The 14,678-nt window shown below is 65.8% G+C and carries 8 protein-coding genes and 1 CRISPR repeat array; of the genes, 3 read left to right on the forward strand and 5 right to left on the reverse strand.

Going from position 1 to position 14,678, the window contains the following annotated elements; all coding sequences use genetic code 11:
* Positions 1-238: 238 nt before the first annotated feature.
* Positions 239-572: a CRISPR direct-repeat array (repeat unit 29 nt; unit sequence GTGGTCCCCGCGCATGCGGGGGTGATCCC).
* 555 nt (positions 573-1,127) lie between these two features.
* Positions 1,128-1,424 (reverse strand): hypothetical protein, encoded by a 297-nt coding sequence (locus ACJA3G_RS13540; RefSeq protein ID WP_406553196.1) that lies wholly within the window; start codon positions 1,422-1,424, stop codon positions 1,128-1,130.
* A 1,065-nt stretch (positions 1,425-2,489) separates the two neighbouring features.
* Here ACJA3G_RS13540 and ACJA3G_RS13545 point away from each other — a divergent pair.
* The gene (locus tag ACJA3G_RS13545; protein ID WP_406553197.1) at positions 2,490-3,002 is read left to right on the forward strand and encodes an RICIN domain-containing protein; all 513 of its coding nucleotides are present in this window, start codon (positions 2,490-2,492) and stop codon (positions 3,000-3,002) included.
* 759 nt (positions 3,003-3,761) lie between these two features.
* Positions 3,762-4,397 carry a hypothetical protein gene (locus tag ACJA3G_RS13550; RefSeq protein ID WP_406553198.1) on the forward strand — a complete coding sequence of 212 codons (636 nt, stop codon included), beginning with the start codon at positions 3,762-3,764 and terminating at the stop codon, positions 4,395-4,397.
* 654 nt (positions 4,398-5,051) lie between these two features.
* Here ACJA3G_RS13550 and ACJA3G_RS13555 read toward each other — a convergent pair.
* From ACJA3G_RS13555 to ACJA3G_RS13570, 4 genes are all read right to left on the reverse strand, one after another.
* Positions 5,052-6,095 (reverse strand): hypothetical protein, encoded by a 1,044-nt coding sequence (locus ACJA3G_RS13555; RefSeq protein WP_406553203.1) that lies wholly within the window; start codon positions 6,093-6,095, stop codon positions 5,052-5,054.
* Between the two features lie 31 nt (positions 6,096-6,126).
* Positions 6,127-7,827, reverse strand: a complete 1,701-nt coding sequence (locus tag ACJA3G_RS13560) for a DNA/RNA non-specific endonuclease (RefSeq protein ID WP_406553199.1) — start codon at positions 7,825-7,827, stop codon at positions 6,127-6,129.
* A 521-nt stretch (positions 7,828-8,348) separates the two neighbouring features.
* Positions 8,349-11,711: a hypothetical protein gene (locus ACJA3G_RS13565; protein ID WP_406553200.1), complete on the reverse strand. Its 3,363-nt coding sequence runs from the start codon at positions 11,709-11,711 to the stop codon at positions 8,349-8,351.
* A gap of 383 nt (positions 11,712-12,094) precedes the next feature.
* On the reverse strand, positions 12,095-12,634 hold the full coding sequence (locus ACJA3G_RS13570) for a hypothetical protein (protein ID WP_406553201.1): 540 nt from the start codon (positions 12,632-12,634) through the stop codon (positions 12,095-12,097).
* Between the two features lie 479 nt (positions 12,635-13,113).
* Here ACJA3G_RS13570 and ACJA3G_RS13575 point away from each other — a divergent pair.
* Positions 13,114-14,678, forward strand: a 1,565-nt coding sequence (locus ACJA3G_RS13575) for an FG-GAP-like repeat-containing protein (protein WP_406553202.1), incomplete at its 3' end; no start/stop codon positions are given.

Here is a 14,678-nt window from a genome sequence, read left to right on the forward strand (position 1 = left end):
ATGCATATCCAGCTCCGCTTCGCTGAGGAGGTCCCCTTCCCCCGGCCCTCGGGACCAAAAACCACCAGCAGCAGCCAACGATCCCGAAGCCAGCGGCACAGACACGCACAACCGATAGCCTGCTGCCACGGAACCAACACAACACACAGACAGAACAGGCGATTTGACGGCAATGCCGGACTCTATGGAAGTGAGTGAAAACCACTCCGCAGCCGGCTGAACCCGCAGGTCGCCGCCTGTGGTCCCCGCGCATGCGGGGGTGATCCCGCATGTCCCCAACTGAGCAAGAAGAACCACGGGTGGTCCCCGCGCATGCGGGGGTGATCCCAACACGCCGCAGACTGTGGCCCTAGGCGAAATGTGGTCCCCGCGCATGCGGGGGTGATCCCTTCGCCGCCGGGTTGGAGGCCCGCAGCATCTTGTGGTCCCCGCGCATGCGGGGGTGATCCCCAGAGCGTCGCCACCTTGAAGGCGCATCTCGAGTGGTCCCCGCGCACGCGGGGGTGATCCCTTCGCGACCGACATCAAGGCCGCGGGATCCGCGTGGTCCCCGCGCATGCGGGGGTGATCCCGCTGTCGGCGAAGCCGATTGCCCAGCATGGTCAGCACGGAGCGGAATGAATCGCGGGAAGGCCCATGTCGGCGGGCAGGCAGGTATCACACCAATGTGCGGTCCCGCTTTGAATGGGGCTACACCTCCGCTTCGGCCGCCAGGTCGAGCGCGACGATGTGCGATAGGTGGCGGCGGGCCGGGCAGCGACACCCCGTCCGCTCCGGCGCTGCACCGGAGCGCGTCGGTGCGCCGGAACCCGTTCACTAAGTTCTACGGGTGGGCCGACCCCTTGTTCGGGCCTTCGTTCACCCACTGCTGCGCGGCGGCCAGGTCGGCAGCGGTGCCGGCAATTTCGTATGCGAAGCCGGTCCACTGAGCAGGACTCTTGGAGCATCGGGCTTTACGTGGCTGCCGCCCCCGTGCAAAGGGCGGTGCTTGCGCCAGATATCCATGGGCGGGCGCCGTCGGCGGTGGTAGGCGGCGAGCGGATCGCTCGGGTCGATGCCAGGGACGGCGCGCGATGGCTGGTCTGAGGGTCCGGGGCGGGAGTGCTTGCCCATGGCTCGTTGGTCTTTCAGGCGGGAATTTTGGTGGCGGCTGCCAGTTCGCGCACGCCCGCGGCCCGGGGGTGGCGCTGGCGCAGCTGGGTGACGATGTTGCGGATCGCGGGCCGGTCGCGTTCTTCGGCGGGCGAGTACCGCAGTGCCGCCAGAAGCTGGTCGGCCGTCTGCTCGGGCTGGCCGAGCAGCCAGTGGGCGCGGGCGAGGTCGGTGTGCATCCGGCTCTTGCTTTCCTGGGTGGGGAACTGACTGGTCTTCAGGTTTTTGCCTGCTTCCAGGGCTGTCCCGGCGTCGCCGAGGGCCCAGTGCACTCCGACGGCGTACAGGCCCGCGGCTGCCGAGTGATGGGGAGCAGCCGGGCCCGCGGGAGCCTGCTCGGGCAACGGCGCGGTCCGGGACGCGTCAAGGGCCCTTCCGCGGGTCCCTCCTGGCGAGCACGACCGCCGCGATACCGCTGCAGAGTCCGACGACGAAAACGCCGATCAGCGCTCCGGCAAGGGCGACGTCCGTGGCACTGGTCGTGCTCGCGCCCGAAGCGTTGGTGTCAGCCGGGGGCTCTTCGGAAGTAGCTGTGCTGGACAGGGGTGCTGGGGACACCAAGGGAGGCCGCGTCATCGCTCCGCCAAAGGTGCCTGCGCTCCCAGTCTCTGTGGACGTGGGCAGGAACGGCTCAGAGGTGGCCGGCAGGGGTTCAGAGGTAGGTTCAGCGGATTCAGTGGGCGCAGTGCCACCAGCCTCCCCGGAGGACCTGCCCAGGACAAAGAAGCCCAGCACGAGACTGGTAATCAGACAGATCCAGCGATAGCTGCAAGCCACTCGATCCGGCGCTTCCGTGTTTTTTCTGCCATACGATGCCCCTCGGGGAACTCTGGATGACCGGCAAGATCATTCCTACGCCACGAGACGCTGCGGCGCGGCCCGGTGAAGCGGTGTGTCATGCCGGAACGCTTCTTCTGCAAAGGATGAGGACCGGTTCACCTAACCCTCGTCCGACCTCCGTCACGACCAGCCGCCGCATCAGGCAATCGTTGATCGTTCTCACGGATGTCGTGCCCTGCTCCCGGATGATCGAACACGGCCAAACGGGGCCAGACGATGCATGCGTCCGTGCGCGGTTCAGTTGTCCGCGGACAACTCCTCTTGTCCCCCTTCCTCACCGACCTGACCAGGCCCAGCCCATCGCCGTCGTGCGGACAACCGCTGTTTCCGGCAGCGTCGGGCCGGCAACGCCCCGCAGAACGCAGCAGGACCGCACGCACAAGCCGACGTCCAGGGCCGCGGGCATCCGCGACGCTTCGAGGCCGTCAGCTGAACAGAGGGACACCACGTCCGCACCTGGCCCCGCCACTTCGGCCCCACAGAGACAAGGAACTGAGATGCTCAACATCTCCAAGCGGATGCGTCACGCGATGATCGTCGTCGGCATAGGCCTCTCGGCGACGGCTGTAGCGATCGGACCGGCCTCGGCCACCGCTCCCGGCGGCGAGGGACGCGGCACATGGGAGATCCACAACGTGGACAGCAGCAAGTGCATGGACGCGTCATGGAGCCACAACAACGGCACTGCTGTGGTCCAGTGGGCCTGCTATGGCGGCAACACCCAGCAGTGGTACACGATACAGAAGCCGGGCGGATACCAGATCGAGAACGCCGACAGCGGCAAGTGCCTGGACGCATCCTGGTCGCACAACAACGGCACGACTGTGGTGCAGTGGGACTGCTACGGCGGCAACACCCAGCTCTGGAACCAGGTGAAGACTGGTACCGGCTGGGAACTGGTCAACGCCGACAGCGGCAAGTGCCTGGACGCATCCTGGTCGCGCTCCGACGGCACGAATCTCGTCCAATGGGACTGCTACGGCGGCAACACCCAGCTTTGGTACTCCTGAGCAACCGTGGGCCATGGGTGGGCACCCGGGCAGCGGTGACACGACGGGCGGCCACTGACCGAACGCGTGACACGCGCGGGCGCCACCCAGTAACCCGCTTCTGCGATACCGGCCGAGGGCCGGTACCCCCGGCTGGCAGCCGCAGGCATCAGTCTTCCTGAGAGAGCCAGGCGGGCTCCTCTGGATCAACCATCCGTCTCAGCCAAACCGGCACGGATGGCTCGCAAACGCTGCTGCCCCTCGGGGGGCGGTGCTGCTCTCGGCCGCGCCCGGCAACGTAAAACGTGCCGCGCGCGTACGGGGTCGAACACGTCGCGCCTCATGATGAAGGCGCCGACCGCCGTCAGCCGATCGAGCGCGGCCTGCCGCTGCTCGGGGGTTTCAACATCCAGGCGTGCAGTCCAGGGTGGTGACGGCAGCGGCGATGGCGGTCATGCGGCGGAAGATTCGCGATCCGTCAAGCGGCTCGGAGGATCCCGCTGGTCGCTATGTGTCGGCCGATTAAACAGAAGGCAGAGAGACTCAGGCCGTGGACATGGGGATCTCTGGTTTCGAGCCGTCCTTCCTGATGGGCTCGAGGCAGTTCGACAGGCGCACTGATCGCGTCTGGCGACGCTCGCCAGAAGGCGGTTGACGGGGATCGCCGTGGTGCGTTTCGCCGGGGACGGGGACTGGTTCGCCGACTGCCCGGTAATGCTGGACTTCGACGGCTCGTAATGGGTAAGACAATATGCAGGCAGACGGAGGACCTTTGAGCGCATGACGTGGGCACCAGGGAGTCGGGCGGTACGGGTTCGGGACTATGTGGCGCGGGTTCGCAGGCACCGGCCCAGTGCTCTGCTGCCGCTGATCGCTCGGGCGTCGGCAGCCTACGCGCTGGAGTCCTCGTGGCTGGAGAGCCCGTACCGCAAGTACACGCCGTGGGCACTAGCTGACGTTGCCCGGGTATCGCTGGCGTGCGGGAACCAGTACCGCAAGGAAGCGACCGATACGGATCTTCTGCGCATCCTGGATATGTACTCGCAGCTGGAGGACCCCTACCTCTACGACCACGACAACGATCGGGACGCTCTGGGCCGGTACCTGCTTTGCGCCGCCGGGGAGCAGATGATCTACCAGGAGCCGGTGTTCCAGGAGCTGGCCCGCGCCGCGGCCATGCTCATCCAAACGACGGGGACACGCGAGGCGCGGTGCCTGCGTCCGGGCTGGGAAGAGGGGTTGCTTGGCACGAGCCTGTCGCACTACGTCGGCATCACCCAGCTCTTGTGGGCGTCGGCGATCAGCTGCGCCGGCGGGTTCGATCCAACGTCCTTGGAGATGCCCGGTGCCGAGCGGATCTGTGCGGAGATCCCCCCCGACGACCCTATCCGTGGCCGAGAAACACTTCGTGACTGATACGGCCGCCTTCCGGCAGGCCAACGAGCAGGCCCGGATGTCCACCGATCGGCTCCTGCGCCGCTACGAGTACGGCCGGGCGCTGACGTTCCGTTGACAGACGGGCCCTCCCTACGTCGTGCAGGATGACCAGAAGGATCCGAAGCGGCGCAGTCCCGAGGGCCGCTGGGCGGCCGTGAGGAGGGATTCGTCATCTTCGCTGGCGTTCAGAACACGGTGCTGATGCACCCGGAAGACGCCTCCGGCCTTCGTCCGCTGCCCAACGGGGAGACCGGCACTGGCTGCTGCGGGCCGGCCAGTAACGAAGGACTCAACCGCGCCTGCCGCTGCAGCGCCGCGGTCGCAACGCTCGCGACGGACTGCTTCGGGCCCTACGAACTGCGCCTCGATCCCCATCGCACCTACGGGTTCTCCCCGTAGGCCCGCGCAACCGGCGACCTCGGCACCGACAGTTCCGGGACGGCCTTCCGCCAAGCTCTTTCACGACTACGTTCCGTGGCGGACGCATCTGCGGGTGATCCACTCCCAGCGTTGCCTGTGCTGCGGTCATGCCATACACGCGAATACATGGTGAAACGCCCTCTGAGAAGCGAGCTCCGGGCTGTCCTGCAGGCTCGATCCTGGGCCTCTGCGCGAACAGCGGCACTCAGCTCGTCACTGAATCAGTTCGATGTGCGGATGATCTGGGGATGCCGGGCAGACGTGGAGTTGCAGGTCGTAGCCGCTAGCGATGACGATCATGGTGAAGTTCGCTGGAGGATTGCCAGGGGGAAGCGGTATGGGGTTCGCCCGGTCCTCTTCAGGTTCCCAGCTTTTACCGCCGTCCCATTCGACGGTGGCGATCGTCAGCAGCGGGACGGCCTCCGTGCCGCATTCGGCGCAGACGCGGGGAGTGGGATCGGTGAGGCCCCAACGGGTCCAGCCGCCGACCTTCCAGCCGGGAGAGATGGACAACATGTCCATGTAGAGCTCCTCTGGGGCGGGCTCGTAGGAGGTGTCCAGCGCTGATCCGGCTGCCTGCCACCTACTCCAGTCCTCCAGCTGCTCCTGCAGTTCCTTGCCCAGCTCCAAATAGTGCGGGAATTCGAGGACTTGTTCTGGTGCGAGCAGACACGGCTCCGGCAGGTAGGTGGAGAACTGGATCGCGGGCGGTTCGGGCGGTGCGTCGAGTGCGTCCTTTACGGTCGCGGCGGACCGCCAGAACAGGGCGGTCCTTGGATGAGCCGGATGGTCGAAGGGACACCAGAGGACCTGGAGCAGGTTGGTCTCGGACCGCCCAGGCGGGCGCAGCCCGGGGACATCACGGAGATACAGCTGGGCGACGGGCAGCATGGCGATCGGGCCCTCGGGCCAGGGGCGGCCGGCTTTGATCTGCTCCTCGATCGCCAGCTCCTCGGGCGTGATCCAGGGGCCCTGAGGATCGCGAAGCCGCCGGCTCTCCGCTGCCGCCCGATTGCGGCGCGAAAGCCGTTCGTCCTCCGGTGAGAGGGCTGCATTCCGGCCGTCCCATACATGCGTTTCTTCGCAGTGCGGCCACGGCTCGTCGGCGGGCCACAGCAGCGGCCCGCCCACGGAACTGTCATGTGGTGACGGCGATCCGGGGCGGGGGTGCAGCCGGGTCGCCGTGCGTGCCAGCGGGGCCAGTTCTGGGAAGAGCTCGCACACGTCGAGCGGACGCGGCGGTGTGGTACGACTCATTCTGGCTCCCGATGGCACGAACTGACTGTAATCAGTTTCCGAGGTTGAACTGCCCAGTGTCTTGCTTGGTGTTGGGCACGAAGACGTTGGGGAACAGTAGCTCCGTCGTGCCGTTCGCCCGTTCGATGTTAGCGGTCATCGTGACTCCTACAGGAATGGTGCTGGTGGCATCCCGAAAGACCGGTGTTACCCGGTAGAGGATCGCGTCGTTCGCCCCGAAGCTCGCGTCTTTCAGCTTATTCTGGGCCTCGGCCTCGTAGGTCCTCATGCTGGGTGTGCCGGTATTCATCCCCACCTGCCAGCAGGGAACGAGATTGTTCTGGCCGCCGTCCTTGACCTGTCCCGGTCCGCCGAGGATGTTCGCGATCAGGTGACAGCGGGCAAGCCCGTACGGCGCAGGAGTGCCGGGCGGAGCGTAGGGCCGGGCAAATATTTGTGCGTCCTGCCAGCCGGTGGGGTCTCCCTTGGCCGGTTTGCCCGGGCCGACGGGTCGAGTCAGGCAGGCTTGTGCCATGGCCGGCCGGGTGCCGGCCGGACCGATCGGGGTGGTGGTCTTATTGACGTTGGCGATTGGTTCGGTGGTGTTCTTGATCCATCCGCCGCCGGAGGGAAGCGCACCGGTTGGCCAGTTCGTCAGGCAGGGGGCCTGCGGGACAGCGGCCGGAGTGGTGAACTCCACCTTGAACTGGTCGGCGTCGATCACCCTCTGGCTCTCGAAGCCTGCGGAGAGCTGGCCATCGGCGAACTGCTTGTCGGCGGCCGGAACATGGGCACGCACACACGGCGCAGAGCGATCCAGTTCCAGACTGTCACCAAGGATGTAGGTATCCCACCCACCACTACTGGAGTTAGGGATCACCTCAACGCACCGAGCGCCGTCTATGCCCCCTTCCTTGGTCTCCGCAAAGGGGAATTCACCACAGGTATCGTCCGCCACGAGGTCCGTATTGGCCTCAAAGGGCTCTGTACCGGCGCTGCCGCAAGTCTGACCCGTACGGCCAGCGGTGCCACTACTCTCCCTGGTCAGGGGCTTGTTCTGTCCCCAGCCGTCGGCGAGGTTCTGCTGGGCCCACTGATAGGCGGCCACCGCGCCACCCGGGTCTGAGCCTTGCGCGCTCATCGGCACGACGGCCATGACCGTGGGTATGACGCATCCCGGCGACGCGCTGCCCGTGACATTCCCAACGGCGTCGTCGCACCGGATTTTGCGTGGGTTGCTCCACGAGGCGTTCGGATCCGTCACTTGGGCGCCAGGGGCGGTGACGTAGAGCTTGTACGACGTGGTGAACTCGGCCTGGCTACCGGCAGCGGGACTCGACGCGTAGGAAACAGTACCTGTGGCGGACTGCCCCGTAGTCAGATCGCCGCCATACCAGGGCGCGGTCTTCGTGGCCGTACAGGGCTGTGCGCAGGATGACCTGAATTTGGCGCTAAGGCTGGTGACGGCTCCGGTTGCGCCGGTCATCGTCACCGTGACGCTCTCGTCCCACTTCGTTGCCTTGTTGGAGAGATTTGCGCTGGTGGAAACCGCCAGGGTACCAGTGCCGAGCTCTTTACCGTTTCCGTCCCTCAGGGTGTAAAGGACGTTTACGCCTGTCACGCAGTACTGAAAACGCTTGTACGTATACATTCCAGGGCTCGTCACGTCACAACTTGCCGTGCCGCTGGCCCCGGCGAAACTCACCGGTGCCATCAGTCCAGCTTTAGGAAGAATCCGGTTGGACGGCTTCACTGGCCTTGAGACTGTGCTGACGCACGCCTGCGTGGCACCAGCCTTCCGCTCTTTCGACTCCTTTAGCGTGGGCTCACAGCGTTCGCCAGACGCCGCCAGTATGGGGCTGCTCTCGGTGTGACTAGGATGCGTTCGCAGGTTGGAAGAATCCAGCGTCACTGCCTGGCGCGTGGCCGCTCCTCCCTTGCTGACCGGGCTCATTCCTGTTGTTGCTGCACCTGATACTGCGACGGTCAACAGCGCCAGCGCGGCCCGTTGAGTACGCCCGAGGCGCCTTACTTTACGGTTCTTCACGTATTCCCTCTTGTTGCTGCGAAAACAGCATTAACCTGCTTGAAAAACCCTTTGCGCCACTTCAGCTCACCATTCTTCCGCGTGTCGCATGTCCACTCGTAGGGCAAAGCGAGTTGCATCCCATTGACCTAGGCGGCCCGTTCAGTAAACTCGGCCATGGATAAGGGACCTCGAACGTCTCGATCGGCTGCTAAGCGTGGACACGAGGAGGGCTGGTTTGGCTGCGGCTAGAGAATCGAGGCCAGCTTCTTGGTGAGCGGGGATACCACATCGTCCGCAACCTTTTTGAGAACAGGGGCGATGACCTTACCGCCGCCCATCCGGTCGGCCATGATGAGTACCTTTCCCTGGCCGAAGGTTCCCCACGAAAAAGCAGCTTCCGTGGCGGAAATCGCAAACTTGCTGCTAGTGAATCCGTATTCGATGCCTGTAGCCACGGAAGCAAGCGTGGAGGCCGTGTTCGCAGCGATACCGAAATACGCCGCCCCACCAAGGGCTGGAGGGAATTCTGTGCTGGCAAGACCGCAACCGGCCTCCACCATCCCCGCTCCCACAGCCACCTTGTTGAAGGTATCGGCGTACCACTTGGCGTCGTTCCACCACTCGTCCTTGTCGCCGCCGCCGCTGGTGCCGTTTGGGTTCGCTTGATCGTTGGACGGGTTGTCAGCCGGGTCCTTCCCGCTGTCCCGTGCCTTCTGCGCGGCGTCGGCGGCCGCCTTGGCGGCGGCCCGAGTCTCGGCCTCTCGCTTGGCTGCATCGATCTTCCGGGCTTCGCTGGCCGCTGCCGCCGCCGTGGCCGCGTCCTTGCCTGCCGCGAACGCCGACGCACGCGCGCCGGCTGCCGCGGCCTGAGCGCTGTACGCGGAGTTCAGAGCATTGCTGGCAGCATCGATGGCCTTATTGGCCGACCAGTTGGCCGAACGGACGGCGCCACGTGCTGTCTGTGCCGCAGCGTTGGCCTTGTCCGCCGATGTCTGGGCTGCCGCTGCGGACTTGTCCGCGGCATCGGCGTTGCTGTGCGCCTCTGCGGCATATTCGCCGGCCTTGGCCCTCGAATCTAGTGCCTTGTTTGCCCATTCGGTTGCCTTGGTCGCCGCTCCGATGGCGTCTGCGGCGGCCTTGGACGCCAATGCGGCGGTCTCCTGGGCCTGCTGAGCAGTCTTGGCGGCGGCTGCGATAGCTCCGCGGACTGCCAGGGTGTGGGTGGCGGAGTCATAGTCCAGTTGAGCCGTCCAGTACTGGACCGTCTCGACGAAGTTCCGGCGCATCCATACCGGCCCCTCGAGGGCCACCTCGGCGTGCGCCTTCGTGTAGGCGTCAGCAGTGGTCAAGAGGGAGGAAACAGCGACTGCGTCATCCTCCTTCACGGCGGCCGGGTACGTTTCGTCGAAGAACTTCTGCAGGGCCTCTGGAGTGTTTTCGCTCAAGGCGTCACCGGCCGCCTTCTTGACCGCCTTGCCGTTGTCCTTGGTCAGGATGGTGGAGATGGCAACACGGTTGTCCTCCTTGGCGGACTTAATCACGCCTGAGGTAATGAAGTCACCGACCGGTACATCGCTCTCCAACGCAGCTAGCGCCGCCCGTGCGATCGTGGGGCCGGAGATCTGGGCGATGTAGAGCACTGTCTCCCGGTCGTCCTGATGCTGCGCGAGGAGCCGGTCAAGGTCGATCCAGGAGTAAACGTCGTCGTCAGAACCTGCAAGGGCGAACTGGGCTGCTTGCCGAGTCCAGGCTCCCTTGGCATCGAGCAAGCCGATAGCGGCCTGACGGCCGAGGGACGCAGCCCGTACCAGGTCATTGCCGGCCAAGGCCTGCTCCGCCTTGGAGATCAGATCCTTGGTGGCCTGAGCTGTGCGCTGGTCCAGGGTGCGCTTGTTCTCGTATTCGGCCTTCTCGGCCCTCTCCATCTGGGCCAGCACCCTGACCTCGTCAATAGCCTGGAGCTTTTCCTGCTCCAGACGCGCCAGTTCAGCCTCTCTCGCTGCTTTCTCCACCGCTCGGGCGCTCTCGACCGCCTTGACCGCGGTGTCGGCCGCCTTGACGGCCTCGCCAGCGTGAGCGTTGGACTTATTGGCGAAGTCAATGGCTTGGCCGGCGTACTTGACTGCCTCCTCGGCCGCGTCTGCCGCCTTGTCCGCATGGTCCGCAGCGGAATTGGCGTGATCACGAGCGGCACGGGCGGCTGATGCAGATGCGTTGGCCAGGGCCTGAGCCGTTGACGCGGCGTTCGTGGCACGGTTCGCCGCGCTGGAGGCGATTGCAGCCTGTCGCTGGGCCTCCGCCGCCTCCGACTGGGCTACTCCAGCAGAGGTGGCGGCCTGCGCCGAGGCACTGGCGGCGGCCGCGGCATTGCGTGCGGCAGAAGCAGCCGTAGTACCGGCGTTAGCCGCCTGGGAGGCAGCGCTCGCCACATAGTCCGCGCGTGCGGCAGCGTCGCGTGCCTGAGCGGCACCGTTACGAGCCGCGACCACCGCGTCCTTCGCCGCCTGTGTCTGCGTCGCGTCCTTGGACGCGGCGATGGCAGCGTTGTAGGCGTGGGAGGCGGCGTTTCCTGCTATGGCGGCGGCGTGGGAGGCCGCCGTGGCCGCCCACGACGCGCGGCAGGCAGCAGCCACTGCTGCGTTGGACGCGCTGATCGCACTGCGCGCTGCATTCGCCGCGCCCATGGCCGCAGTAGCGGCCTTATTGGCCGCAGCCCCGGACAGGGCCAAGTCGTTGTTCGCCGCAGCAGCGTCTGCCGCAGCTGTGTCTGCTGCCTTCTTGGCGGCGTCTGCAGCTGTTTTAGCCTGCTCTGCAGCCTCAACAGCTAGATCCGTCTCGATCTGCGCTCGTTTGCCCTCTCGTTCGACCACGGCGACGAGCTCCGCGATCGTCGCCGATTCCTGATCGCGTGCACGGGCGATGTGCTGGCCGGTGTCCAGGAACCACTGGATGGCCGATTCGTTCCCACTCAAGGCGCGACCAGCGTACTTGCGTACCTCCGGTCCGGCGTTCATCAACATGCTGGACACCTGGACACGCATGTCCTCGAGGTTCGCCGTGAACTGGCCCTTTACCAGGAAGGTCTCCAGCGCCTGCTGACTGCCGGCAGTCAGCGCGGCGGAGGCTTCCCGCCTTACGGCCTTTCCACCGGTCACAGCCACAGTTGAGGTTGCTACGCGCATGTCCTCCAGGAGGGCAGGCCTGAAGCCGTCCGTGAGGAAGGCCGTCATGTCGCTGCCGCCCCGGAGAAGAGCAGCACTGGCCTCGCGGCGCAATCCCGTGCCGCCCCGCACCAGCATGGTGGAAAGGGCGACGCGGTTGTCCTCAATCGTCACCTTAGGCAGCACAGTGGCGAGGAAGGTCTGGACGTCGGCATCTGTACCGGCAAGAGCAGCGATCGCTGCCGCTTTGGTCGCCTTTCCGCCGGTCATCCATGCCTTGATCGTTTTTGCCCGGTCGGTGTCCGGCAGCGGGAGCGGGTCGGGCGTGGTGCCTACCGTGCCGTCGGCATGAGCCAGGCTCGTCAGGCTTACCGGAGAGGCGGCAGCGGCGGCAACAGCGGCAAGAGTGCCGAGGAGACGTCTGCGGCTCCAAAACGTCGTCTGCATAAGGGTGTTGTTCTCCAGGTTCTGTTAGATGAGTCAGGTCAGCAGCCGGCATCTCCACACTGGAGGTAAGCCTTTACAGGCCGCCCGCACTACCGCTGGGGTGCTTCGGCGTCTGCAGGCACGGGCACGGCAGGACGGGGTCACCGAGTGGTCCCCACTCCCGGCTAGCCCGGACGCTCTCGGCGTACGTTCACGAAGCCCATTGATGGCGACTTTCCGCCACTTCCGGACATTCAGGAGCCGCGCCGGGAGGACTGCGCAGCCATCCGCTGCCCAAGGGCACGGTCACTCTGGTGCGCAGCGCGCGTTGCATTGCCTAGGCGAAGCAGGATGTGGACGTGCGCTGCATGCCGGGCAGAGCGTTGCAAAGCTGTCCCCAAGGGCTACTTGGTCGCCCGGATCTCCACGAGGGCATACTCGCGTTTCTGCGGGTCGCTGCTTTCACCGACGCCGGTCCAAGTGTTCTTGTCGATGTCGAACGACTTGGTCTCGTTACCGACCGTCATATCGACCGCAGTCGTGTAGTCGTTGCCCATGATCGCGTGGACTGCCGGAATCGACAGTGTCAGCCAACCGGAACTTCCGGTGGTCTTGAAACACACGGGATCTTCATGCTGGCGAGCAAGCAGCACAATGAAACCGGAACCGCTGGCGCAGTCGACCAGGGTTATGTGGCCGTCACCGCGCTTGAGGGTGATCTTCTTATCCGCGAGGATCTTGGCGGCGCCCGGGTAGTTGTACGTCTCGACCGTGGAACCGGGCCCCTCGCCCGCGACGAGGGCAGCCGGCCCGGGCTCACTGGAGGCGCCTCCCGGGAGGGAAAGCCAGGCCAGCGCGCCAGCAACTGCGGCAGCAACGGCCGTGCGTGCGAGGTATCTCCTCCGCGACGGCTTCGCCGCGGGTGCGCTAAGAAACTTCATCATCGGTCCAATCTGGTTCGATGTTCAGCATTCAGGGAACATCAGCGTGGCTGGAAAGCAACAACAGCCCGGTCGCAGACTCACTTGGGCTAGGGGTAACTGGATCTTACATGTGATTTACTTACGGGCGCCGGGGGCCTGCCGCCCCATCTGCCCCTGACCCAGAAGGCGTTGATGGTAAAGCCTCGCATGCGGACAGTCCTCGCATCCACGGCCATGTCGCCGGAGCCAGCACCTGCTGGGTTACCGGTCGAGGCGCGAAGGGTGGACTCGCCCCAACAGCAGCGAGGTTGACGCCCGGGCAGCACCTCCTGCCAAGTCCCGGCCGAGACCGCCCAACCCTCCTCTCGTTCTACCAACGCCCCCGTGTCTCAGCAGACGCCTTACTTGCGAAGCGAAGCCGGTTGCACTGCCAGCTCATGCCTGCCGTGCCCATGCCGCTGCATCTCTCGTACGTCGGAACACCTAAGGATCTATCCGCAATGAAGTCAACGCGTTCACGCACGGCGTGGACCACCACCGCGCTCACGGCCACTCTCGCTGCCGGCGTCCTCTACGGCACTGCAGCCTCAGCCCTCAGCGGCGCCGAGTCCGGCGACGGCACCTATGCGTTCACCGCAAAGATCAACGTCGGTGAGAACAGCGCGTGCTCGGGCGCGCTGGTGGACCCGCAGTGGGTGCTGACCGCTGCCTCCTGCTTCGCCGTGGACGGCAAACCCGCGACAGCCGGCAAGCCGACCGTCACCACTACCGTGACCGTGGGCCGCACCGACCTGACACAGTCAGGCGGCAACGTCGTCCAGGCCGTCGACCTTGTCCCGCACACCGACCGCGACCTCGTCATGGTCAAGCTCGCCTGGCCGGTTTCCGCTACCCCGGTCGAGATCGCCACCACGGCCCCCGAAGCCGGCGAGCAGCTCACTTCCGCGGGCTTTGGCCGCACCAAGACGGAATGGGTGCCCAACAAGGTGCACACCGCCGCCTTCACCGTGGCCGGAGTCGACGGCGGCGCTCTCAGCCTCAACGGCTCCGAGAACGCGGTCATCTGCCAGGGTGACGCGGGCGGCCCGGCGCTGCGGACCAAGGGCGGCAAGACGGAACTCGTTGCGGTCAACTCCCTTTCGTGGCAGGGAGGCTGCCTGGGCACGGATGCGGCCGAGACCCGTACCGGTGCGGTGGACGTCCGCGTCGACGATGTCGCTGCCTGGTTGGGACAGGTCCGCCAGGGCACCCCCGCGGTGCGGCTGCAGTCCCTCATTCCCAACGTCACCAGTGTGATGACGAGCGGTGACTTCAACCGCGACGGGCGCAGCGATGTCGCCGCCATCACCAAGGACGGCAACCTGTACACCTTCGCCGGCCGTGAGGACGGCACCTTCGAGTTCGGGCGTCCGCTGTGGGCGACGGACGGCAGCTGGACCGGCATGAAGAAGATCATCGGCGGTGACTTCAACGGCGACGGCATCAGCGACATCGTCGCCGTGTGGGGCAACGGAGCACTGCGCCTGTACGCGGGGCAGGCCGACGGCTCCCTGGCCGCGGGCAAGGCCATGTGGAGCGATGAGAAGACCAACTGGAACGACATGCTCCAGCTGACCCGGTTCAGGCCCGCCAATTCCGGCCGCGACGGACTCCTCGCGGTGTGGAACGCCGGCAACAAGGGCGACCTCTACGCCTACCCCGCCAACTCCGACGGGACCCTCGCTTCGGGGCGCAAGATGTGGCCGGACTCCTCCTGGGGCAACATGAACAAGGTCACCGCCGGTGACTTCAACAACGACGGACTGGACGATGTCGTCGCCCTCGCCGGCGACGGCAGCCTCCTGCGCTACAACGGCACCACCACCGGCGGTCTCGACAAGGGCGCCTCCATCTGGCCCGACAAGGGCTGGGGCAGCATGCCCGTCGTCCTGTCCGGCGACTTCAACGGCGACGGCCGGACCGACCTGGGCGGCCTGTGGAACAACCAGCAGCGCTTCAACCTCTACAAGGGTGACGGCAAGGGAGCCGTAGGCACCGGCACCAACGCCTGGCCCTCCCCCACCCC

The organism is Streptomyces sp. YS-3, from assembly GCF_045257485.1.
Taxonomy (GTDB): domain Bacteria; phylum Actinomycetota; class Actinomycetes; order Streptomycetales; family Streptomycetaceae; genus Streptomyces.